The following is a 22,783-nucleotide window of genomic DNA, read 5'->3' on the forward strand; positions in this document are numbered from 1 at the left end:
TCTCCATCCACATTTACAGTAGAGACAACGGCAGCCCATTTACCTGCACCTCGCAGGCAGCACATGTTCCGCTTGCAGATTGCCATCGCGGTGATATCAAGCTTTTCTCAGGCAGGGAACTCATGACGATAAGAGCAACAGTAGTGATCATTCCAGAGGCGCCGGAAAGGTACACTCATGGCCTCAATATCGACTCCTTGGCGCCGCTACCTGTGAGTGGCCACCGACACGATACTCCCGGCGACAAGCGAAGCCTGGCCCCGAACAAGCGAGCCAGCGATATCGACAGACTACTTGAGGAGGTAACTACCATGTCCGCAAAAAATCAGGCAGGCAGCCTGCTCCAAAATACCGGGGTGCCTGCTTCGTGAATCCACACCTCTCTCCTGCAAGCAGCCCTGTCAGTCTTGTTAAAAGCTTGTGGATCAACCGCCAGTTGATTGCACAGATGACCACCCGCGAAGTCGTAGGACGCTACCGTGGCTCAGTCATGGGTCTCGCTTGGTCCTTCTTTAACCCGATATTGATGCTCGCGGTTTACACCTTCGTGTTTTCCGAGATATTCAAGGCTCGCTGGGTCGGAATGGATCCGAGCAAAGGGGGGTTTGCGATCCTGCTGTTTGTCGGGATGATTGTTCATGGATTATTTGCCGAATGCGCAAACCGGGCACCATCGCTGATTCTGACCAATGGCAATTACGTAAAGAAGGTTGTTTTTCCGATCGAAATTCTTCCCGTCATCACTTTAGGTTCGGCTATGTTCCATAGCGCCATCAGCCTCATTGTCTTACTGATTGCGCAGGTGATCCTCACGCAAACGATGCAATGGACGGCACTGCTGTTTCCGCTGATTTTGGTGCCGCTTCTTCTGGCTACACTGGGAGTCAGTTGGTTTCTGGCATCCCTTGGTGTTTTTCTGCGGGATGTAGGGCATGTAATCGCTGTACTGACCACTGTACTGTTATTTTTGTCACCGGTACTTTACCCGGTAGCCGCTCTACCCGAAGTCTATCGGCCATGGCTGCAACTCAATCCGCTGACTTACATCATTGAAGAAAGCCGCAATGTCTTGCTCTTCGGCCAATTACCGGACTGGGGCAGTCTAGGAATCGCGGTGGTGATTGGGGCCATTATCGCCGCTGCCGGTTACTGGTTCTTTCAAAAAACACGAAAAGGGTTCGCTGATGTCCTCTGATAACATCGCAATCAGCGTAAAAAACATCTCGAAGTGTTTTTACACCTACGATAAACCCCGTGATCGTTTGAAGCAGGCAATCATGCCGCGTTTGCAGCGCTGGGCGGGTGATGAGATTACCTCCTACGGGAAGGAGTTCTGGGCTCTGCGCGACATCAGTTTTGATGTCAAAAAGGGAGAAACCGTTGGCATTGTGGGTCGCAACGGCTCTGGCAAATCAACCCTGCTACAGATTATCAGCGGCACTTTGACGCCGACCACCGGTGTAATCGAGACCAAAGGGCGTATCGCCGCACTGCTGGAGCTTGGTTCTGGCTTTAACCCGGAATTTACCGGGCGAGAAAACATCTATCTCAACGCCGCGGTTCTTGGCCTTACTCGTGACGAAGTCAACGACAGGTTCGACGCGATCGCAGGTTTCGCTGACATTGGTGAGTTCATCGACCAGCCTGTCAAAGCTTATTCGAGCGGCATGGCGGTGCGTCTGGCGTTTGCTGTGCAAGCCCAGGTAGATCCGGACATTTTGATCGTCGATGAAGCACTCTCAGTCGGTGACGCACGATTCCAGGCCAAGTGCTTTGAACGCTTGCGACAATTGAAAGACAACGGCACCAGTATTTTGCTTGTCACTCACTCCAGTGAGCAGGTAGTGACTCACTGCTCTCGAGCGGTCTTGATCAACAACAGCAGAATTGAGCTGATCGGTGAATCCCGCCCGGTGGTCAATCGTTATATGGACATTCTCTTTGGCCGTGAGAAGCGGGACGAGAAAGAGCCCACTTCCACGACAATAGCGGTACCCCGAGCACTGCCTGCCCACGCGGTAAAACTCAGTTTCGAACCAGGTGCCTATGAGAGCCGTCCTGGCTACAACTCTCATGAATACCGCTGGGGTGATGACGCCGCTTCGCTGCTGGATTTTCATTTGAGCGCCAGCGGGCGTGAGTATCCGAACACGATTGAATCGGGTGAGGAAATCGTGATTAATCTCGCGATACAATTTAACCACTTGGTAGTCAGTCCGATTTTGGGCTTCACCATTAAAACCAAGGAAGGCGTTACAGTTTACGGTACCAATTCGTTTCTGCTCGATTGCGAATCGATGCAAACGATTGGTTCCGAAGGCGCTCAAGCAACAGCCTGCCTGAAATTTGTTAACCGGCTTGCAACAGGTGATTACTTTATTTCCGTCGGAGTTGCATCAAGATCCGGTGAAGATGTCTTGCCACACGATCGGCGCTACGACTCGATCCACTTCGTCGTATCGCCTACTCCACAAGTGATTGGCTTGATTGATTTAGGTGCCTCCATGGAAATCAAATTGGTAACTGACAATGTTTGAACTTGACCGCTACGGATACAGCCGTGATGAACAGACCGGGGTATGGGTGCGTGCCGACTACCAAGGGATTGCCTACAGCGATGGGGACATAACAGAGAACAAGCTTGCTTTGATCATTCGTGATGCTGCGGACGTATCAGTCCTGTCTGAGGCGCTGCCTGAGCATTGCACCGACTGGGCGACGCTGTACCACTTGAGTTCCATCCGCGGAAATATCCTGCGTCCTTTCGAACACCTGCTCAAGGGCCGCGTCCTCGAGATCGGCGCAGGTTGTGGCGCTATTAGCCGATTTCTCGGTGAATGCGGCGCACAACTGCTCAGCCTCGAGGGTAGCCCCCGCCGGGCCGCCATCGCCGCCAGTCGAACCCGTGACCTTACGAATGTAACCGTACTGGCGGAACGCTTCGACGATTTCAAAACTGATGAGCAATTCGATGCAATCACGCTGATTGGCGTTTTGGAATACGCCAGCATGTTCAGCGCTGACGCTGACCCTGCGTGCGCCATGCTCAAACGCATTCGAAGCATGTTGAAACCAGACGGGCATCTTTTTATCGCAATTGAGAACCAACTGGGCCTTAAATATTTCGCTGGAGCCCCGGAAGACCATGTCAGCATTCCAATGTATGGCATTGAGGGGCGCTACTCTGCTGGGCAACCTAAAACGTTTGGCCGTACAGAACTGCAGCGATTGATCGAGAGAGCAGGCTTCAAGTCCTCGACGTTCTTGTCTCCGAGCCCCGATTACAAGTTGCCCAATTCGATAGTTACCGAAGCAGGATTTGCGTTCAAGGAGTTCGACGCTGCCGCGCTTGCCTGGCAAAATGTCAAAAAAGACCCGCAGTTGCCAGGAACAACACATTTCAATCTTGAGAAAGCCTGGCCAGTTATCGTCGACAATGACCTCGGCATGGACTTGGCCAACTCTTTTTTAATCGCAGCATCCTGCACCGGATTACCAATACTTTCAGAAACCATCCTTGCTTATCATTACAGCACCGGACGAAAAGCCGCGTATTGTAAAGAGTCGAAGTTCGTCAAGACAGCCCACGGTATTGAGGTTCAGTATCGCCGACTGGCGAGTGAAATTTTCAACGACGAAGACAAAAGCTTTAATTACATACTTCCTGCCACCGATACATACGCCAGCGGCGCCGTTCTCAGCCAGCGTTTTTTTGAAATTGCTGCGAACGTTGACTGGACGCCCGAAAGCTTTACACCTTTTCTCGAAGCTTACCTTCAATACTTGAAAATATTGCTGGCGGCAGAGGGCATAAGTCTTGATCTGCAAGGTATCAACGAGCGATTGCCAGGAAGGTATATCGATGCAGTACCTAACAATATAATTATCAAGCATGACGGCTCACCTTGCCTGATTGATATTGAATGGGAATTGTCCGGTGGTGTGGAACTCGGTCATCTACTTATGCGCTCCTTGCTGCTGATGCTGGCTTACGCCAGCCCCCTGCCCAAGAGTCATTCAACAGCGAGTCGACAGGCGTTTATCATTCAACTGCTGGAAAGCGTAAATCTGAAAACCTCCCCTGAGGATCTTGAGCGCTACATCAGCAAAGAAGCCCGTTTTCAGGAGAAGGTAACAGGTCGCAATTTTTCGGAATTTCTGGACTGGGCTCCCCAGCAAACAATTCATCGTGAGGGCATAAATGAAAACGACGGAGCCTGCGCAACGCTTTATTACGGCATAACAGCGGACTCTTTTTCCGAGGAAAAATCCGTTAGCCACAAGCTTAACCTCGGAGCACAAACCGTCGTTTTTTCTCTGAGAGATGTTCCTGCTGAATGCGTTAAATTAAGATTAGATCCGATAAATAAACGGCAGTCTTATATCATTAATCGACTGCAACTGTTCCGTGGAGGTCAATCCGCATGGCGCTGGGAAGGCAACGGCGAGATCAACTCAGGTGCCGCCAAACTCAGCCGAACGGACAATACCACGCTCTTTATTCCTGTTAACAATGATCCGCATTTCGTGCTGCCCCTTGATCTGAGCGCTTTTGGCGAGCTAGGTCAGTTGTCATTGGAAATAGACTTAATATTACTTATGGATGAGCAGCTTGCTCAAGAGATAACCGTGATCAACGAAACGACATCGACTGAAAACCCTTCAGCTTTGCAAAAAAAATTAGAGCAACAACTTGAGGCTGAAGTTGCAAAGTACACTGAACTGCACGATGTTACCCAGAAAAAATTACAGCTTTTATTCGCAGAAATAAAAAACAAAGATGTTCACATTCAAAATCTTGAAAGCAACCTGTCACTTCAGCAGGTCCAGAAAGACACGCACATTCACAATCTGAATCTTCAGATCATTGGCATGCAGAGTTCTACAAGCTGGAAACTAACTGCCCCAATGCGCAAAGCAATACGGCTGCTGCGTCGCCTACAGAAAATTATTCGAATTTTGCCATCTACAATTCGTCGTGGTGGCGGTATAAAGAATACCGCAAATAAAGCATTGAATATCTGGAAACAACAAGGTGTAGCTGGAGTTGTCGCGCGTATTCGCTATTTGAATCGTGCTAGCGAGTTTGCCTTTGTTGGTCAGGAAACTCGCGAGGTCCCGGATCGTCACGATTATGCAAGATGGGTTGATTACTACGATACTATCGATGATAACGGTCGCTGGCGCATGCGCGAGGAAATCAGAAAGTGGGCAAGCAAGCCGGTGATCTCCGTCATCATGCCGGTTTACAACCCTCCCATCGATCTATTGCGCGAAGCCGTCGAAAGTATTCGTTCGCAACTGTACTCGAACTGGCAGTTGTGCATCGCAGACGACGCGTCAACGCAACCAGCAGTGCAGGAATATCTAAAAACGCTAAGCAAGGAAGATAAACGTATACAAGTAGTTTTCCGCTCTGAGAACGGACATATTTCCAAAGCCAGCAATTCGGCGCTTGAATTAGCCAAAGGTGAATTTATTGCGTTGATGGACAATGACGATCTATTGCCTGAACATGCTCTTTATTGGGTTGCTCGTACCATTATCGAAAATCCGGGCGTAGGCCTGATTTACTCCGACGAAGACAAAATCGATACTAATGGCAAGAGAAGCTCACCTTATTTCAAATCTGATTGGAACGAATACCTGTTTCGCTCCCAGAACATGATCTGCCATTTAGGCGTCTATCGTAAAGATTTGGTAACCAAGGTTGGTCAGTTCCGCGCTGGACTCGAAGGGGCTCAAGACTACGATTTGGCTCTACGCTGCATCGAGCAGCTGGAGCGTGAACAAATCATTCACATTCCTCGGGTTCTTTATCACTGGCGTATTCACTCCGGTAGCACCGCGATGGCGGGCGATGAAAAACCTTATGCAGCTATTGCCGGCGTGAAAGCTTTGGATGAACACTTGCAACGTAAGGGTGATATCGGTGAAACCGAGCTTCTTCCAATGGGAATGTACCGCGTGCACTACCATTTGCCAGAAAAGCTGCCTTTGGTCAGCCTTATCATTCCTACAAGAAACGCGCATGGTTTGGTTAAACAGTGCATCGACAGCATCAAACAGCTGACCACCTATCCCAATTATGAAATAATTTTGATCGATAACGGCTCTGATGACGCGGAGGCACTTCAGTATTTCTCCGAAATTGATAAAGAGGAAAATATTCGTGTCCTGCGCGACGATGGTCCGTTCAACTACTCAGCACTCAACAACGGTGCAGCGCGTATCGCCCATGGCTCGTTGATCGGTTTGATCAATAACGACATCGAAATAATCACCCCAGAATGGCTAGGCGAGATGGTTTCCATCGCGCTGCAACCTGGCATCGGAGCCGTCGGAGCCCGTCTTTGGTACCCAGATGATCGTCTCCAACACGGCGGAGTTATTGTCGGTGTCGGCGGTGTTGCTGGCCACTCCCATAAGTATCTACCGAAAGGTGATTACGGGTATTTTTGCAGAGCCGGCTTGATCCAGGAGTTTTCTGCAGTGACGGCGGCATGTCTGATTATCAAGAAATCGATATTCGACCAAGTCAACGGTCTGGATGAAGAACATTTGAAAATCGCTTTTAATGACGTCGACTTCTGTTTGCGCGTGCAGGAGGCTGGATATAGAAATGTCTGGACGCCATTTGCGGAAATGTATCATCACGAGTCGGCTACCCGGGGATTGGAAGACACCCCAGAGAAACAACAACGTTTCATGAAGGAGATTACGTATATTCAGGCTCGTTGGCCTAACATCCAAAATGATTACTCTTACAGCCCAAACTTAACGTTGGATCACGAAGACTTTGGTTTGGCATGGCCTCCGCGCGTGAAACTTTAAGTACACATCGAGTAAATTGAGCGCTAATTTGGTTCACCAGAGAAAATAAGATGTCGATGGCTACAAGTCTAGATGAAACGAAATCAGGAAATTCATTTCCGTTTCAAATATTACAAATTTTGCTGATCGGGCTTCCTGTTATCAGCCTGATTTTAAATGCGATCTCGCTCCTGCGCTTTGGCGTAGATATGCCTTATTGGGATGACTGGCGGCAATACCATGAAGGCAGCATGGGTCGCATCGACTTCTCCTATCTGATGGCGCCGGCTAACGACACTCTGTATCCCGTTGGATTATTACTAGACTCGTTGGCCTTCAGGTTCCTGGATGGAAACACTGTCGCTTATCAGTTTATCTCGATGACCTTTGTTCTCGGATCCCTTCTGATCCTCCAATGGAGGCTCTTATCGATCTGCACGACAAATAAAATGATTCGCGCCTGCGTGTTCAGTTTGACACTGTTCATGTTGCAACCGGATACGTATTGGGGCCTGCAAAATATGGCCTACCACCAAGCCGTTCCTCTGGTTTGCATTTTAGGAATTCTTGCTCTCACATTCGGAAACATCCGAATGAGATTCGCTGTCCCCGGCTTTCTATTACTAAGCTTTATTTCAGGTTTCACTTACATCAGCGGTGCATTCGCAGTTCTGAGCGTCTGCACATGTCTATTGATTTGCCACTTTTTTTCAGGGGGAACCAGCAGAAAACGTATGCAGGTTGCTGGGATCTCGTTGATCCCGGCAGCAGTTATATGCACAGCAATGCAGATCTGGGTGATAGTTGGCGTACAGCATGGCACTCACTTAGCCGGTGTGGGTATGGCCTACCCTTGGGAAAGCGATTTCTGGCTTTTTTTATTAGGAAAAGTTGCAAGATCTTTAATGCTACCCACAACTATGCCAGCCCTGTCTCTATGCGTAACAGTGTTCATCCTGGTTATCACGATCGCTTGCGTCGCCTCTGCTCTAATAAAGACATTAAAAACAAAATCGAACCCACTCGCTAAAAATACAATTATTTTCATCAGTTTATCATCGTCGGTCTTCGTTTATCTGCTACTGATTGCCGCGGGAAGAACTAATATCCGTTCAGAATTGACGCAAGCCCCGTTGGATATCTTCGTTTTCGGCTTCGAGAGATTTCACTTCTTCTGGGTTACACTGCTGTGGCCATGGCTAGCCTTATTTATAATTCAATACAATACAAATAAGGCAAGTTCCAATTTAAGGATCAAATCTACAGCAGTATTATTCACGCTGTTCGCCGCACTTCTGATTTTCACAACCCCCATACTCAATCATTCTGAGTACTATAAGAACCACATGCTATCAAGGTTGGACGGCGTAAAATGCTTGCAAACCAAAATTCAAGACGGCGGTAGTTTAAACTGTCAGGATCTGTTTCCATACGACCTTTCACAGGCAATTAAAAACGCCAAAAGAGCGGACGCTTCCTTTATCCGCCCTCTCGTATACATGCCTGTTGCATTCGAATCAACAGCCCCGACTGCATTCTACAAAACGACCGGCAGCCTTTCAGATCTAAAAACTTTTAATGCAAACATTAAAAGCCAAGACAGCACTGTCATTACAATGGAAACGCAAGCAGATTCGCAGATATATTTCTCCACCGGTATGCCAGCTCTGATGCAGCAGTGCAGAACTCTGGAGGTGACCGTGAGGATTAAGGCATTAGGGCCGCAAATTGGCCAGCTATACTTTCTACCCACCAACGACCCGGTACTCAGCGAGTCCAACTCAAAGACGACTGAGATTGACAAATCTGAGGATTTCCAGACAATTTCATTCATCGTAAGCAGTAGCTCTGGATTTAAAGATAGCTTGCGACTTGACCCTGTCATGGACACTCAAACCATCTTTATTAAAGGCATCGAGACTCGCTGCCGCGAAAAACAATAAACATCAATTTCATTATTTATTTAGGACGAAAACAATGCCATCTGTAAATATCCCGCTTTTCTCCGCACATAAAGCGAATGATTCACTGGACTTTGTAACCCCTATAAAAAAAGTTCTGGAGAGTCATTGGTATATTTTAGGAGCGGAAGTTAAAGCTTTCGAAGCAGAATTTGCCGAATACACGGGGGTCAAACACTGCATCAGCGTCGCCAACGGTTCTGAAGCTCTGGAACTCGCATTGCTTGGACTAGGTGTAAAACAAAACGACTACGTAGTTGCGGTGGCAAACGCTGGCTTCTATGGCAGCACGGCCATCCATGCTGTCGGAGCGAAACCCTTATACGTAGATATTGCTAACGATACGTTGACCATGTGCCCGGTAGCTTTGAAAGCATCACTGGACTTGAAACCATCAGCCATTATCGTCACGCATTTATATGGCCAACTTGCCAATATCGAAGAGATAGTGAGCATCGCCTCAGCGGCCGGAATTCCAGTCCTGGAAGATTGTGCACAGTCGCACGGAGCTAGCCGTAATGGCAAACTAGCCGGCAGCTTTGGGACAATTGCGTGTTTTAGTTTTTATCCTACGAAAAACCTAGGCGCGCTAGGAGATGGAGGAGCAATCGTTACCAACCACGTGGAAGTGGCCGAGAAAGTTTTGCAACTCCGCCAATATGGCTGGTCAAAAAAATATCACGTTGAAGTACCTAATGGGCGCAACAGCAGGCTCGATGAAATGCAGGCCGCCATTCTGCGCGTTAAACTGCCTCACCTTGATACCTGGAATGCACAACGCAGGTCGATAGCACAACGCTACAATAACGCTTTTGCTCACCTCGATATGCAATTGCCGCACTCTATTAATGAAGACTTTGTAGCGCATCTCTATGTTGTACGTGTAAAAAATCGCGATGACTTTGCTCAGTACATGAGCAGCCATCAGATCAGCACGGATATTCACTATCCCGTTGCCGACCATATGCAGCCGGCGTACAACTCATCGAAAAGTAAATCAATGTCCCTCTCACAAACGGAAGAAGCCTGCCAATCCGTTATTTCTCTCCCGTGCTTTCCCGGGTTACCAGATGAAGACGTGCAGAGAGTTATCGACGCTGTTGTGAAATACTTCTCAGAAGGAAAATGACTTTGCTATCTCTAGTCATTCCCGTATATCGCAATGAGGAATCACTGCCAGATCTTCTAGCAGCGATTAGTCAGTTTCAGATTGAACTGAAAGGATCTTTTGAGGCTGTTTTCGTAGTAGACGGGAGCCCAGACCGATCGTATGAAATATTGCGGGATACACTTCCAAAACAATCGTTTAAATCACAACTGATTCTGCTCTCCAAAAACTTTGGATCCTTCATGGCCATCCGTACGGGGCTGGGGCATGCAACCGGTCACCGATTTGCAGTGATGGCAGCGGATCTCCAAGAGCCGCCGGAACTCGTGCTGGAGATGAACCGGATATTACTTCGACAGGAGGTCGATGTTGTCGTAGGGGTTCGGGAGTCGAGACAGGATCCCCTGCTGTCAAAGATTGCTTCAAGGATTTTTTGGGGACTATATAAACGGTATGTGATACCCGAAATTCCGACGGGTGGCGTGGATATGTTTGCGTGCAATAAAGTATTTAGAGACACGCTATTGACCCTCGATGAACGCCACAGTTCTCTAATAGCGCAGATATTTTGGTTAGGTTACCGTCGCGAAGTTGTGAAGTACTCGAGACGTGTACGCGAGCATGGTGTTTCCGCATGGACGCTGCGGAAGAAAGTTAATTACCTGATGGACAGTGTTTTTTCTTTCACTGATTTGCCAATCAGACTATTGATCAGAACCGGCGCAGTTGGATCGACACTTGCAGCGCTTTTTGGATTATTCACAATAGTCGCCAAACTCCAAGGCATGATTGAGGTTCCTGGGTATGCAATGATTGTGCTAGCAATCACCTTCCTCGGAAGTTTAAACTTATTGGGCTTGGGAATCGTCGGCTCCTATTCCTGGAGAACATATGAAAACACCAAGAACCGGCCATTATCGATTCCGATGCGAGTAGAGCATTTTGGGGAAAAAAATGAATAGTACTAAAGATTTTTTCACTCACAGTCACGCGTTATGTGAGTCGCAAAACATCGGTAAAGATACTCGTGTGTGGGCGTTTGCGCACATTTTACCTAACGCTCAGTTGGGAAGCGAATGCAATGTGTGTGACAATGTTTTCATTGAAAACGACGTTATAATTGGTGACCGCGTAACTTTAAAATGCGGTGTGCAGGTATGGGATGGAATCACCATTGAGGATGATGTTTTTGTTGGACCGAACGTAACATTCACAAATGATCGCTTCCCACGAAGCAGAGTTTACCCCGAAACGTTTTCAAGAACGGTTATTAAAAAAGGGGCGTCATTAGGCGCCAACTGCACCATCCTTCCTGGGCTGACCATCGGTGCAAACGCCATGATCGGCGCGGGCGCAGTAGTTACGCGTACCATTCCACCGAACGCAATTGTTGTAGGTAATCCTGCAAAAATTATTGGCTATGTAAACGCAAAACCAATAACAACCAGCGAACATAAGGACCTTGGAATTCCGACACCTGAAGTCTCAGCGACTTCCGTTAAGGGTGTGACACTGCACTCAATGAAAGAAGTTTCTGATATCCGCGGTAGTTTATCTGCCGGGGAATTTGACAGGTCGATTCCTTTCAAGGCAGAGCGTTATTTCCTAGTCTACAATGTTCCTACGGCAGAGACCCGCGGAGAACACGCGCACAAGGAATGTCACCAGTTCCTAATAGCAGTAAAGGGCTCTGTGCATGTCGTTGCAGATGATGGAAAAAATCGCGAAGAGTTTATTCTGGATAGCCCGAACAAAGGTATTTATTTGCCTCCAAAAACGTGGGGGATTCAATATCGTTATTCAGCCGATTCAGTCTTGATGGTTTTCGCCTCTCATTATTATGAGTCAGACGACTACATTAGGAATTATGATGACTTTTTAGCATCTGTTAACGTTCAAGACGAAATATGATGCTTTCATTTTTAAAAAAAATGTATAGCTGGACCTTCCTGAGATTTTTGATCTCAGGAGGTTTCAACACTGCCATTACTTATGCAATATATCTGATGCTCTTGATGTTTTTTCCATACAAAACATCCTACACCGTATCTTTCGTGAGCGGCATAGTTATTGCATATTCCTTAAATCGCTATTTTGTATTCAAAAAAGAGACAGGGATTAAATCCAAGTTTCTTTTTCCCTTCATCTATGCGATTCAGTATTTTTTTGGACTAGCTATAGTCTGGTTGAGTGTCGAGCATCTCGGAATACCGGAGACGATTGCGCCCATAATTTCGATTTGCCTGACGATTCCCGTTACATACCTCTTATCAAAAATTTTATTTATGGGAAAAGTCTCAGAATGAGATATTTCACTTCCGACAACTTCAAATTTTTTAGCTTTATAGTCTGGGCAACTCTCCTGCTCTTTTTGCTTACCTACTTTGTAACTGGATATATCCCCGTAAGTGGCGGTGCCGGTTGGGATGGGAGCGTCTATCTAAACTACGTGCAAGTACTTGCTTCCGGAAGTGACGTCACCGGTGATCCATATCGAGAAATACGGATGCCGGGCTTTTTATTTTTGATATTGGCAGTGAAACTCGGTGTATTACCGAGCCAAATTGTTACGGTTCAGGCAGTTTTGAACGCTGCACTGCTCTCTATGAGCGCGGGTTTGATTTATAATGCTTTATTACAACTCAAAGTTAAAAAACACGCTTCACTTATATCAATTGGAACTTTAGTTTTTACTTGGCCATTCTTAGTAATGCCAGTATTTTATCCGATACTAAGCGATCATATTGCCTTGACGATCAGCTGTCTTTGCATTTGGTGCTGGTCGCGGTCCATTTGTTGGCCACTATATCTTTTGGCAGGAATAAGCCTTTGGATCCTCCCCAGCCTTTTTATAATTCCAATGCTTTTAAGCATTTTCCCAATTAGCAACAACTCACAAACATTTGCGAAAGCCAAGATTGTCCCGAGCGTATTATTAACCTTTATCTGTGTTACACTAGTGCTAAGTTTCATTCCATCACTCTTCGGCAATGTCACTTCAGAGCTAATACTAAGCCACAGCTCGGACCGCGGCGGGCCCACGGCCTTGATCGAATTGAAATTGCTATCAACTGTCTCTGCCACTGTTGCAATGGCGTTAATTGCCTGGATGTGTAGCAGCTTGGTAACAAATTCCGATGTCTGGAAGTCTATAAACCTAAAGTCCACCCTATTGGTGATTTTCATTACAATTGCCAGTGCATACTATATGTACGCAAGCATAAACTGGACCTCAGGATTCACAGGGCCACCTCTTACGCAATACATGGCACTCCAGACCCTGGCATTACCTTTCAAACCGCTGATATCTAATATCACAAATTTGACCCCTACGCTCGCCATCGCGATTCTCATTATCACTAAATATACCTTGGGAAAACATAGACCCATCCCTGTTGCATTGATAGCAACATTTATCGCCTTTTTGCCATTTTTGATTTTCGGTTCTGAAAGTCGCCAATGGATAGGTGTCTTACCTATACTCGTATTGATTTTTGCGATGGCAGATTTATCATTACCACAAAGGATTTGGTGCTTAGTTACTTCGCTTGTTCTAATTTCGCCAATGTTTTGGCTACATAGCAAATCGATCAATGCTATTCAATCAGGTGCCAGCTTGCAATCCAGTGAATGGCAGTACTATTTTGGACGTCAAGGTCCGTGGATGTCAGTAGAAAGTTACGAGATCAGCTTGATGTTGTGTGTTGTTTTCATCGCAGGACACCTAATGCTTGCGAAGAAAACCCCAGAACAACCGAAAACAAAATATTTGCAATAATTCAGCTTTGTTAAGATAAGAATCATTCTAGTTAGAGCATTAATCTATCGATCAACGCTCTAACTATTCTGACTGGCAACCGAGAGAAACTTGCTGATTATCAGCGCGATGGTACATAATCACCCAGCAGAGCTATCATCATGATACCTACAGACCAACGATAGCAAAGGTATATAAGCTATCGCTACCCCCAAGATGCCGCTGAGATAATTCAGTGCAACAGCTAGTGATATCGGCAACAACCAAAAAAAATTAATGAGCACCACGGCTACGGTGATAATTTTGTGGCTGCCGTACGCTCTCGAAGCCACTTGGTACGCGTGACTCCGATGAGCCTGATATATTTTCTGCCCTTTTGATAGTCGTTTTATCAATGTAAAAGTAGCGTCTACGATAAATACGCCTAACAATATGATCCAGCACCACATTAACTGAGAGTCAATCCAAGCCGCGTGGATCGACAGGAATGCGAACGCTATTCCGAGGAAGCCACTGCCTGCATCCCCCATGAAGATCCTGGCGGGTGGGAAGTTCCACCGGAGGAAACCTGTCACAGAGGCTGCGAGGAGCAATGACACCCACATATATTCGGTATGCTCAGATAACCAGTACAACAGACACATGCTCAAACAGACGCTGACCGCCTCGGCACTCGCCAGCCCGTCGATACCATCCATGAAATTATAAAGGTTCAGCATCCATACGATATATATAGCTGCGAAGATGTTTCCTGCCCATCCCAAAGAAAAACCAACTCCAAATAGCTCGATTGTTGGCAGTCCGTTCAACCAGAACAATCCCCACGAAGCGGCTAGGAAATGTCCAAACAAACGCCATCGGGCAGCGATATGTCCATGGTCATCGGCGAAACCGATAGCGGCAACAAGTAAACCTGATCCAAGTAGCCCATAGGTAGCTGCGGGACTAATCAAACCCAGCATGGCAAGTATGGGCAACGCTAGGCAAAAGGAGGCGACAATTGCTACCCCTCCGCCTCTTGGCGTCGGTACCGAATGAGAACTTCGCTCATTGGGGATATCGATCAAGCTCTTGTACAAAGCATAACGCCGCAACACGAGGGTCAGCACCCACGAAACGATAATCACCGCGACAAGCAGGCACCAAACAGTCATTTTGGTTGTTTTTCCAGATAATAAAGGGCGGTCTGAAGCAAAGCTGTGTGCGTATTGGTCGAGGGTTCCCACCCAAGTAACTCGCGGCTTTTACTTATATCAACCTGCAGCGACCCGCAAAGTCGTTGAACGGCGGCTTGCTTACCCACTAGTGATGCTGCCATTTTCAATAATCGCTCAGGGAACGGTACAAGGCGAACGGGCTTACCTAGCGCCTGAGTCAGGCATTGTAATAGCTGAGTCGTGGAAAGGTCCTCACCGTCGCTGACAAGGAAAACTTGATTGGCTGCTGCGGGATGATCAACACACGTGACGATAAGGCTAACCAGATTAGCGATGGCTACCAAACTGCGCTGGTTGCGAATCGCTCCTAACGGCAACGGAATACCTTTGTTCAGCCAACTCAGCATATTCAGAAAATTCGCTTTCACACCGGGCCCGTAGACAAGCGGTGGCCGAATTATAACCACCTCCATACCAGTCTCACGGCCCAGTTCAATCAGCTTTTCTTCTGCTTCATATTTGGACACGCCATATGGGCCCAATGGATTCGGTCGATCATCAGCAGTGAACGGCTTGCCCGGCTGGGTACTTTCGCCATTCACCTTAATCGAACTGATAAAGATGAAGCGCTTGACCCCCGATTCAGCTGCTCGTTGCGCTAATCGAAGAGTCCCTTCGACATTTACCTTGCGAAACTCGATAACAGGGTCTGCTGCACTGTCCTTCATTACATGCACTCGGGCAGCGCAATGAACAACCACTTTCGCGCTGCCAAGAGAGGGCAACAGGATTGGTTGGGTCAAATCGAAGGGCTCAACGGGACAGAGGCCATGTAGTCGAGTGGCACCTCGAGCAGCGGCGACGACAGAAAAAGACTTGTCTACCAGAAGCCTGAGCACCAGAGCCTCTCCGACTAATCCGCTTGCCCCTGTGACAAGTACCGTAGCGGCAGTCATATAACATTATTACCTATTAATGCGGTGGCCCAGCAAATACCAAAAAAGAACACCTTATCGCGCTTACGCCGACGGCATTTACACGCACTAAAAGACAACCTAATCAGTTGACGACGGCCCAACGGCAACCAGGCACGGATGAAAGGATCATTTTCCTGACCAACCAAAAGCGCTATCAACCGAACTTGATTGAACCACCAGCCATCGTGGATGGATTTATATCGGGATATCAGTTGGCTCAACCCTGTATTCGCACCGACCTGATTGCGCCCGTGCTGGCGATAATCCATCGAAGGAACCGGATCGATGTACCACTTGTAACCATGCGTGCGAGCGAAAGCATAGCAATACCAGTCATGCAAACTGACATTCTGGAGTTGCCGCCAGTTGAGGAGCATTCGCGACTTCATCGCCACGGCGAGATTCTTACTTAGTACGTAGGTACATCCTGGTCCTGCTGCTTCGAAGTGAAAATCCCACGTAACTTGAGGCTGTGCCTTATCCAGAACACAGGTTTTTCCGTCGGGCCAGAACGCCCTCACATTGCTGGAATAAGCATCGACTTCATGAACCGAGAGAGCGTTAGTCGCACGTTGCAATTTATCCGGATACCAGAAATCGTCCTGATCGCAAAATGCGACGAAATCAAAGCCGTCAAAACCGACATCACGAATCAATCGAAAGAAGTTACGGGAGGCACCGCCAAAGTTTCCGGCGAACGGCAATACGATGACATTTGAATGCTGCGCAGCGTAGGCCACGCAAAAAGCCTCAGTATCGTCAGTAGAAGGGTCAATGCTGATATAGATGGTAACGTCAACGCCTACTTGGCTGAGGATCGAGCCCAACTGCTCTTCTATCCACTGCATGCCGTTGAAGGCAGCCAGCAAAACTACAACCTTGGGATGTTTTACTGGCATGCCATTCCTGCTATGCGAGACAAGCGCTGTCGCTCAAAATTTACAAAATCACCTCAGTGCGAAGGCGTGTCCAGTAATTTTTGCAGGTATTGGCCGTAGCCGGTTTTCTTCAATGCATCGGCTTGCGTCCCGAGTTGCTCGGCAGTAATCCAGCCATTGTGATACGCAATTTCTTCAAGACAGGCTACTTTCAGGCCTTGGCGTTGTTCGATCGTATGCACGAAATGGCTGGCCTCGAGTAGCGAATCATGGGTGCCCGTATCAAGCCAAGCGAAACCACGACCGAGCATCTCGACCTTGAGCGTCTTGCGCTCGAGATAGGCACGATTGACGTCGGTGATCTCTAGTTCGCCGCGCTCGGATGGCTTGATATTCTTGGCGATGTCGACAACGTCGTTGTCATAAAAATACAACCCGGTAACAGCATAATTGGACTTCGGCTTCAGCGGCTTCTCTTCGATACTCAGCGCTTTACCGGTCGCATCAAACTCTACAACACCAAAACGCTCCGGATCAGATACATGATAACCAAATACGGTTGCGCCATGTTCTTGGGAGCCGGCAGACCGCAAATTATCCGAAAAGTGTTGACCATAGAAAATGTTGTCACCCAGGATCAAGCAGCAAGGGTCATTGCCAATAAACTCTTCGCCAATGATAAACGCTTGAGCCAGACCGTCTGGACTAGGCTGTTCCGCGTAGCTTAGCTTGATACCATACAGACTGCCATCGCCCAGCAGCTTGCGGAAGCACGGCAAATCATCAGGCGTGGAAATAATCAAGATTTCTCGCATACCCGCGAGCATCAATACCGACAGCGGATAAAAGATCATCGGCTTGTCGTAGATCGGAAGCATTTGCTTGGATACACCGAGAGTCAGCGGATGCAGGCGAGTGCCCGAGCCGCCGGCCAGAATGATGCCTTTGCGATTTGTCGTGGTCATTTGTTCAGAACTTCCCTAAGCATTCGGGTTACACCACTTTGCCAATCCGGCAAGTGTAGAGAAAAATTGTCGCGCAGTTTCTGAGTATTCAAGCGTGAGTTCAGAGGGCGACGTGCAGGTGTCGGGTAGGCCGTCGTTTCGATTGGGTCGACCGTTGTCACAGCCAACTCCTCGCCTTGGGCTTTAGCGAAGTCAATTACATGACTGGCATAGCCATGCCAGGACACCTCGCCAGCAGCGGCCAAGTGATAGAGGCCAGCCAACTCTGGACGTTTGGTAACTTGCTGGATAGCCAACGCCGTTACGTCTGCAATCAGATCAGCCCCAGTCGGCGCTCCGATCTGATCCGCAATCACGCTCAACGTTTCGCGATCTTTGGCCAAGCGCAGCATGGTCTTGGCGAAGTTGTTGCCGCGAGCGCCGTACACCCAGCTGGTGCGAAAGATCAGATGCTTGCAACCCGACGCGATAATTGCCTGCTCGCCGGCGAGCTTGCTGGCGCCGTAATGGTTCACCGGCGCAACAGGGTTTGTCTCATGCCATGGCGTGACGCCTTGGCCACTGAAAACATAATCCGTTGAGTAGTGAACCAGCCATGCGTCCAGCGATGCGGCTTCTTCCGCCATCACGCCACTTGCAAGGCCGTTTACGCGATCCGCCAACTCGGTTTCCGATTCAGCTTTGTCGACCGCCGTATAGGCAGCGGCATTTACAATAACGTCGGGCTTTATCTGACGAATCGTTGCACGCAGGGATTCGAGATTCGACAGATCACCGCTGAGGCCATCAACAAGGTGACGATCAAGAGCGACGAGCTCACCAAGCGGAGCCAGGGAACGTTGCAGCTCCCAGCCCACCTGACCGTTCTTTCCTAGAAGAAGGATCTTCATGCTTAATTCGAGCGATCCGCGTAGTTCTGATCGATCCACTGCTGGTAGCTTCCGCTCTTCACGTGCTCCACCCACTCAGTGTTATTCAGATACCACTCAACAGTCTTGCGAATACCGGTTTCAAAAGTCTCTTCCGGTGTCCAGCCCAGCTCACGCTGAATCTTGCTCGCATCGATTGCATAACGCACGTCATGGCCAGGGCGATCCTGAACATAGGTAATCAGGCTGGCATGAGGACGATGGGCAGAATCAGGGCGCAACTCATCGAGCAACGCACACAGGGTATGCACCACTTCGATGTTTTGTTTTTCATTATGACCGCCGATGTTGTAAGTCTCACCGATCACACCTTCGGTCACGACTTTGTACAAAGCACGAGCGTGATCTTCGACATACAGCCAGTCACGTACCTGGTTACCTTTGCCATAAACCGGCAGCGGCTTGCCTTCCAGCGCATTGAGAATGATCAGCGGGATCAACTTCTCAGGGAAATGGCATGGGCCGTAGTTGTTGGAGCAGTTGGTCACCAGAGTAGGCAAGCCGTATGTACGAGCCCAAGCGCGAACCAAGTGATCGGAACTGGCTTTACTGGCCGAGTATGGCGAGCTTGGCTGATACGGTGTGGTTTCGGTGAAGAGGTCTTCCGGACCTTCAAGGTCTCCGTAAACTTCATCAGTCGAAATGTGGTGGAAGCGGAAACTGGCTTTACGCGCATCATCCAGCGCAGCCCAGTAGTGGCGGGCAGCTTCAAGCAGCGTGTACGTGCCGATGATATTGGTCTGAATGAACTCGGACGGACCAGAGATCGAGCGGTCGACGTGGGATTCTGCGGCCAGGTGCATGATTGCATCCGGTTGGTGCTCACGCAGGACACGGTCGATCTGATCACGATCACAGATATCGACGCGTTCAAATGCATAGCGCGAATTCTGGCTGACCTCCGCCAGCGACTCCAGATTACCAGCGTAAGTCAGCTTATCGACGTTAACGACCGCATCGGAAGTGTTAGAGATGATGTGACGGATGACTGCCGAGCCAATGAAGCCAGCGCCGCCGGTTACTAGAATTTTCACGCGAAACGATACCCTTGAGCTGCGGACAGCGCTGCCATTGAGCGCCATCTAATCCATGAATGCAGAGGCCAGTCGCAGTTGGCATCCGTCAGAGTCAGTCTGAATCGACATGCAATAAGGCACTATCGAACAAGGGCTGCATTTTACAGCTTAATGATGGTTTTACTAATGGATAAAGACAGACTGAGGCGCAATTTCGACAGATGCCCTGCACCTGTCGTTTTCAGACCAGTCGCTTGCGTGCGGCTCTGGACGAACGCCCCAGAAACCAGCCCAATAAAGGGCCAATCAGCATTCCGATCAACAAAGCCAACACTGCAACGAGCGACACTGGCAACTGCGGCCCGGAAAAACCTAGAAACAAAAGCGAAACCGACTGCTGATTCTCAAGCACAAAAGCCAGAACAATCAGGACCAACAGCAGAAGAAATACGCCAAGAAGTATGCGTTTCAGGTTACGCATTCACGCCACCTCGAATTTGAATAGCGAAGATCAAACCCCCTCCTCCTCTTCCTCATTCACCCGATCGCGCAGCTCTTTACCCGGCTTGAAATGCGGCACGAACTTACCGTCAAGACTGACGGATTGGCCGGTCTTCGGGTTACGACCAACGCGCGGCGCACGGTAGTGCAGGGAGAAGCTGCCAAAGCCGCGGATTTCGATTCGATCACCGGTGGCCAGACATTGGGACATTTGTTCAAGCATGGTCTTGATGGCCAGCTCCACATCCTTGGATGAGAGCAGCCCTTGATGGGTGACAATTCGTTCGATCAACTCCGACTTCGTCATATTTTTCCCTTCTTTTTCAAGCAGCTAGATCAGCGCTTGAAAGGTTTTAGCACGCCCGGAAGATTTTGAACAGCCCAGGGATTGACATATCTTCCGCCGCGTCGAAACGCCCGTTTTCAGGGCACCACAGCAACAAACGGCGCACGGCACACTTAACGACATATCACCAGCATGGTGCGTGTCACGTAGCCTGCCGGGTTGAAGCCAAAAGGAAACTCATCTTCATCCTTGGCATCATCCGATCGTGTGATCACTTTGTACCCCGCGCCCTTGCACTCCTTTGCCGCGCGCTTCTGGCATTTCTCCCAGCCAGAGCCCAACCCAGAGCAATCGACCTCTATACCACTGACGCCACGCACAGCATGGGTTTTGGCACTGGTCGTACAGCCCGCCAGAACCAGTACAGCCATGAGGACAATAAACTTGTTCATCCACTTCCTTATGCCAGGCAACTGCCCGACGACTACACGCTTAAGACCAAGCTTAGTCGTGAATAGGCGATTGATCCGATTAAAGAAACAGACCACCCAGAAGCCAGATTGGTTTCACCAAAACCGTCATGCAAGCCGCGGACACTAAATCGCAGGCACAAAAAAGGGCGACCGAAGTCGCCCTTTTTCATGATCAAGCAGAACTTAGTTCTGTTTGGCCATTGCCTGGCGCAGCAGTGCCGCCATGGTGGTGTCGCCAGTAGGAGCTTCTTCAGCCTTCAGGCTTTGGATAGCTTCTTTCTCTTCAGCATCGTCTTTCGACTTGATGGAGAGCTGGATCACGCGGCTCTTGCGGTCAACGCTGATGATCTTGGCTTCTACTTCCTGGCCTTCTTTCAGAACGTTGCGCGCGTCTTCAACGCGGTCACGGCTGATTTCGGAGGCTTTCAGAGTCGCTTCGATATCGTCGGCCAGAACGATGATGGCGCCTTTGGCGTCAACTTCTTTCACAGTACCTTTAACGATGGCGCCTTTGTCGTTCTCTTGAACGTACTCGGAGAACGGATCGCTTTCCAGTTGCTTGATACCCAGGGAGATACGCTCGCGCTCTGGGTCAACCGACAGGATAACGGTGTCCAGCTCGTCGCCCTTCTTGAAACGACGTACGGCTTCTTCGCCCACTTCGTTCCAGGAGATGTCGGACAGGTGAACCAGACCGTCGATGCCGCCGTCCAGACCAATGAAGATACCGAAATCGGTGATCGACTTGATGGTGCCGGAGATTTTATCGCCCTTGTTGAACTGGCCAGAGAAATCTTCCCATGGGTTAGATTTGCACTGCTTGATGCCCAGGGAGATACGACGACGCTCTTCGTCGATGTCCAGAACCATAACTTCCACTTCGTCGCCGACTTGTACGACTTTCGAAGGGTGGATGTTCTTGTTGGTCCAGTCCATTTCCGAAACGTGTACCAGACCTTCAACGCCTTCTTCCAGCTCAGCGAAGCAGCCGTAGTCGGTCAGGTTGGTTACACGAGCGGTAACGCGAGTGCTTTCTGGGTAACGGGCTTTGATAGCAACCCATGGATCTTCGCCCAGTTGCTTCAGGCCCAGGGAAACACGGTTGCGTTCGCGATCGTATTTCAGAACCTTGACATCGATTTCGTCACCAACGTTGACGATCTCGGAAGGATGCTTGATGCGCTTCCAGGCCATGTCGGTGATGTGCAGCAGGCCGTCCACGCCACCCAGATCGACGAATGCGCCGTAATCGGTGAGGTTTTTGACGATACCTTTGACTTGCTGGCCTTCCTGCAGGGATTCCAGCAGAGCTTCACGCTCGGCGGAGTTCTCGGCTTCCAGGACGCTGCGACGGGAAACGACAACGTTGTTGCGCTTCTGGTCCAGCTTGATGACCTTGAATTCCAGCTCTTTGCCTTCCAGGTGCGTGGTGTCGCGCACTGGACGGACGTCAACCAGGGAACCTGGCAGGAACGCACGGATGCCGTTAACGTCGACAGTGAAGCCGCCTTTAACCTTACCGTTGATAACGCCCTTGACCACTTCCTCAGCTGCGAATGCTGCTTCCAGAACGATCCAGCACTCAGCGCGCTTGGCTTTTTCACGGGACAGCTTGGTTTCACCGAAACCGTCTTCAACCGAGTCCAGAGCAACGTGAACTTCGTCACCGACATTGATAGTCAGATCGCCAGCGTCGTTGTAGAACTGCTCAAGCGGGATGAGTGCTTCAGACTTCAGGCCAGCGTGAACGGTTACCCAGCGAGCTTGGTAATCGATATCAACGATAACACCGGTGATGATGGAGCCTGCCTGAAGGTTCAGGGTTTTTAGGCTTTCTTCAAAGAGTTCCGCAAAGCTTTCGCTCATTTTAATTCCTGTAAATGAGGGCGAAGGATACGCCCATCTCCACACCCCAGACGGTGTGGGTTAGTTTCATTAAAAAGAAGCACCACAGGACTATGA

At 49.1% G+C, this 22,783-nt stretch carries 19 protein-coding genes; 9 read left to right on the plus strand and 10 right to left on the minus strand.

The annotated features are described in order from the left end of the window. The first annotated feature begins 367 nt into the window (after positions 1-367). Genes CCX46_RS21585 through CCX46_RS21625 form a run of 9 tightly spaced genes read left to right on the plus strand, consistent with a single transcriptional unit; the run spans position 368 to position 13,660 of the window. Positions 368-1,195, plus strand: a complete 828-nt coding sequence (locus tag CCX46_RS21585; RefSeq protein WP_127929270.1) for an ABC transporter permease — start codon at positions 368-370, stop codon at positions 1,193-1,195. Continuing rightward, on the plus strand, positions 1,185-2,537 hold the full coding sequence (locus CCX46_RS21590; protein WP_127929271.1) for an ABC transporter ATP-binding protein: 1,353 nt from the start codon (positions 1,185-1,187) through the stop codon (positions 2,535-2,537). The genes CCX46_RS21585 and CCX46_RS21590 overlap by 11 nt, the downstream gene beginning before the upstream one ends. Continuing rightward, positions 2,530-6,834, plus strand: a complete 4,305-nt coding sequence (locus tag CCX46_RS21595) for a glycosyltransferase (protein WP_127929272.1) — start codon at positions 2,530-2,532, stop codon at positions 6,832-6,834. The genes CCX46_RS21590 and CCX46_RS21595 overlap by 8 nt, the downstream gene beginning before the upstream one ends. Positions 6,835-6,884: 50 nt before the next feature. Continuing rightward, complete coding sequence (locus CCX46_RS21600) at positions 6,885-8,756, plus strand: hypothetical protein (RefSeq protein ID WP_127929273.1); 1,872 nt, start codon at positions 6,885-6,887, stop codon at positions 8,754-8,756. Positions 8,757-8,790: 34 nt separating this feature from the next. Further along, entirely contained in the window at positions 8,791-9,903 is a 1,113-nt protein-coding gene (locus CCX46_RS21605) for a DegT/DnrJ/EryC1/StrS family aminotransferase (RefSeq protein WP_127929274.1), read from the plus strand. Beyond that, positions 9,900-10,844 (plus strand): glycosyltransferase family 2 protein, encoded by a 945-nt coding sequence (locus CCX46_RS21610; protein ID WP_127929275.1) that lies wholly within the window; start codon positions 9,900-9,902, stop codon positions 10,842-10,844. Before CCX46_RS21605 ends, CCX46_RS21610 begins: the two co-directional genes overlap by 4 nt. Further along, a complete protein-coding gene (locus CCX46_RS21615) occupies positions 10,837-11,793 on the plus strand; it encodes a WxcM-like domain-containing protein (protein ID WP_127929276.1) in 957 nt (318 codons plus the stop codon). The genes CCX46_RS21610 and CCX46_RS21615 overlap by 8 nt, the downstream gene beginning before the upstream one ends. 20 nt (positions 11,794-11,813) lie before the next feature. After that, positions 11,814-12,188 (plus strand): GtrA family protein, encoded by a 375-nt coding sequence (locus CCX46_RS21620; RefSeq protein WP_342212678.1) that lies wholly within the window; start codon positions 11,814-11,816, stop codon positions 12,186-12,188. Beyond that, on the plus strand, positions 12,185-13,660 hold the full coding sequence (locus tag CCX46_RS21625) for a hypothetical protein (protein ID WP_127929277.1): 1,476 nt from the start codon (positions 12,185-12,187) through the stop codon (positions 13,658-13,660). The genes CCX46_RS21620 and CCX46_RS21625 overlap by 4 nt, the downstream gene beginning before the upstream one ends. Before the next feature lie 119 nt (positions 13,661-13,779). Here CCX46_RS21625 and CCX46_RS21630 read toward each other — a convergent pair whose 3' ends face one another. From CCX46_RS21630 to rpsA, 10 genes are all read right to left on the minus strand, one after another. After that, on the minus strand, positions 13,780-14,793 hold the full coding sequence (locus tag CCX46_RS21630; protein ID WP_127929278.1) for an MraY family glycosyltransferase: 1,014 nt from the start codon (positions 14,791-14,793) through the stop codon (positions 13,780-13,782). Beyond that, a complete protein-coding gene (locus CCX46_RS21635) occupies positions 14,790-15,752 on the minus strand; it encodes a UDP-glucose 4-epimerase family protein (protein ID WP_127929279.1) in 963 nt (320 codons plus the stop codon). The genes CCX46_RS21630 and CCX46_RS21635 overlap by 4 nt, the downstream gene beginning before the upstream one ends. After that, positions 15,749-16,672, minus strand: a complete 924-nt coding sequence (locus CCX46_RS21640; RefSeq protein WP_127929280.1) for a glycosyltransferase — start codon at positions 16,670-16,672, stop codon at positions 15,749-15,751. Before CCX46_RS21640 ends, CCX46_RS21635 begins: the two co-directional genes overlap by 4 nt. A 53-nt stretch (positions 16,673-16,725) precedes the next feature. Beyond that, a complete protein-coding gene (rfbA, locus tag CCX46_RS21645; protein WP_127929281.1) occupies positions 16,726-17,616 on the minus strand; it encodes a glucose-1-phosphate thymidylyltransferase RfbA in 891 nt (296 codons plus the stop codon). Next, positions 17,613-18,506: a dTDP-4-dehydrorhamnose reductase gene (gene rfbD / locus CCX46_RS21650; protein ID WP_127929282.1), complete on the minus strand. Its 894-nt coding sequence runs from the start codon at positions 18,504-18,506 to the stop codon at positions 17,613-17,615. The genes rfbA and rfbD overlap by 4 nt, the downstream gene beginning before the upstream one ends. Positions 18,507-18,508: 2 nt before the next feature. Further along, a complete protein-coding gene (rfbB, locus tag CCX46_RS21655; protein WP_177413874.1) occupies positions 18,509-19,579 on the minus strand; it encodes a dTDP-glucose 4,6-dehydratase in 1,071 nt (356 codons plus the stop codon). A 223-nt stretch (positions 19,580-19,802) separates the two neighbouring features. After that, the gene (locus CCX46_RS21660) at positions 19,803-20,042 is read right to left on the minus strand and encodes a LapA family protein (protein ID WP_127929284.1); all 240 of its coding nucleotides are present in this window, start codon (positions 20,040-20,042) and stop codon (positions 19,803-19,805) included. A 30-nt stretch (positions 20,043-20,072) separates the two neighbouring features. Continuing rightward, on the minus strand, positions 20,073-20,369 hold the full coding sequence (gene ihfB / locus CCX46_RS21665; RefSeq protein WP_003189779.1) for an integration host factor subunit beta: 297 nt from the start codon (positions 20,367-20,369) through the stop codon (positions 20,073-20,075). Between the two features lie 152 nt (positions 20,370-20,521). Then, on the minus strand, positions 20,522-20,800 hold the full coding sequence (locus CCX46_RS21670; protein ID WP_007908433.1) for a hypothetical protein: 279 nt from the start codon (positions 20,798-20,800) through the stop codon (positions 20,522-20,524). A 204-nt stretch (positions 20,801-21,004) separates the two neighbouring features. Beyond that, on the minus strand, positions 21,005-22,687 hold the full coding sequence (rpsA, locus tag CCX46_RS21675; RefSeq protein WP_053122458.1) for a 30S ribosomal protein S1: 1,683 nt from the start codon (positions 22,685-22,687) through the stop codon (positions 21,005-21,007). Between the last annotated feature and the right edge of the window lie 96 nt (positions 22,688-22,783).

This window comes from Pseudomonas sp. RU47 (assembly GCF_004011755.1).
GTDB lineage: Bacteria > Pseudomonadota > Gammaproteobacteria > Pseudomonadales > Pseudomonadaceae > Aquipseudomonas.

Excerpts from the sequence above, each read along its gene's own strand:
- CCX46_RS21640 (WP_127929280.1), bottom strand. The coding sequence starts at position 16,672 with ATGCCAGTAAAACATCCCAAGGTTGTAGTTTTGCTGGCTGCCTTCAAC.
- CCX46_RS21600 (WP_127929273.1), top strand. The coding sequence starts at position 6,885 with ATGTCGATGGCTACAAGTCTAGATGAAACGAAATCAGGAAATTCATTT.
- CCX46_RS21660 (WP_127929284.1), bottom strand. The coding sequence starts at position 20,042 with ATGCGTAACCTGAAACGCATACTTCTTGGCGTATTTCTTCTGCTGTTG.
- CCX46_RS21610 (WP_127929275.1), top strand. The coding sequence starts at position 9,900 with ATGACTTTGCTATCTCTAGTCATTCCCGTATATCGCAATGAGGAATCA.
- CCX46_RS21615 (WP_127929276.1), top strand. The coding sequence starts at position 10,837 with ATGAATAGTACTAAAGATTTTTTCACTCACAGTCACGCGTTATGTGAG.
- CCX46_RS21590 (WP_127929271.1), top strand. The coding sequence starts at position 1,185 with ATGTCCTCTGATAACATCGCAATCAGCGTAAAAAACATCTCGAAGTGT.
- rfbD (WP_127929282.1), bottom strand. The coding sequence starts at position 18,506 with ATGAAGATCCTTCTTCTAGGAAAGAACGGTCAGGTGGGCTGGGAGCTG.
- CCX46_RS21630 (WP_127929278.1), bottom strand. The coding sequence starts at position 14,793 with ATGACTGTTTGGTGCCTGCTTGTCGCGGTGATTATCGTTTCGTGGGTG.
- rfbA (WP_127929281.1), bottom strand. The coding sequence starts at position 17,616 with ATGACCACGACAAATCGCAAAGGCATCATTCTGGCCGGCGGCTCGGGC.
- CCX46_RS21595 (WP_127929272.1), top strand. The coding sequence starts at position 2,530 with ATGTTTGAACTTGACCGCTACGGATACAGCCGTGATGAACAGACCGGG.
- CCX46_RS21620 (WP_342212678.1), top strand. The coding sequence starts at position 11,814 with ATGTATAGCTGGACCTTCCTGAGATTTTTGATCTCAGGAGGTTTCAAC.
- CCX46_RS21605 (WP_127929274.1), top strand. The coding sequence starts at position 8,791 with ATGCCATCTGTAAATATCCCGCTTTTCTCCGCACATAAAGCGAATGAT.
- ihfB (WP_003189779.1), bottom strand. The coding sequence starts at position 20,369 with ATGACGAAGTCGGAGTTGATCGAACGAATTGTCACCCATCAAGGGCTG.
- CCX46_RS21625 (WP_127929277.1), top strand. The coding sequence starts at position 12,185 with ATGAGATATTTCACTTCCGACAACTTCAAATTTTTTAGCTTTATAGTC.
- CCX46_RS21635 (WP_127929279.1), bottom strand. The coding sequence starts at position 15,752 with ATGACTGCCGCTACGGTACTTGTCACAGGGGCAAGCGGATTAGTCGGA.
- CCX46_RS21670 (WP_007908433.1), bottom strand. The coding sequence starts at position 20,800 with ATGAACAAGTTTATTGTCCTCATGGCTGTACTGGTTCTGGCGGGCTGT.
- rpsA (WP_053122458.1), bottom strand. The coding sequence starts at position 22,687 with ATGAGCGAAAGCTTTGCGGAACTCTTTGAAGAAAGCCTAAAAACCCTG.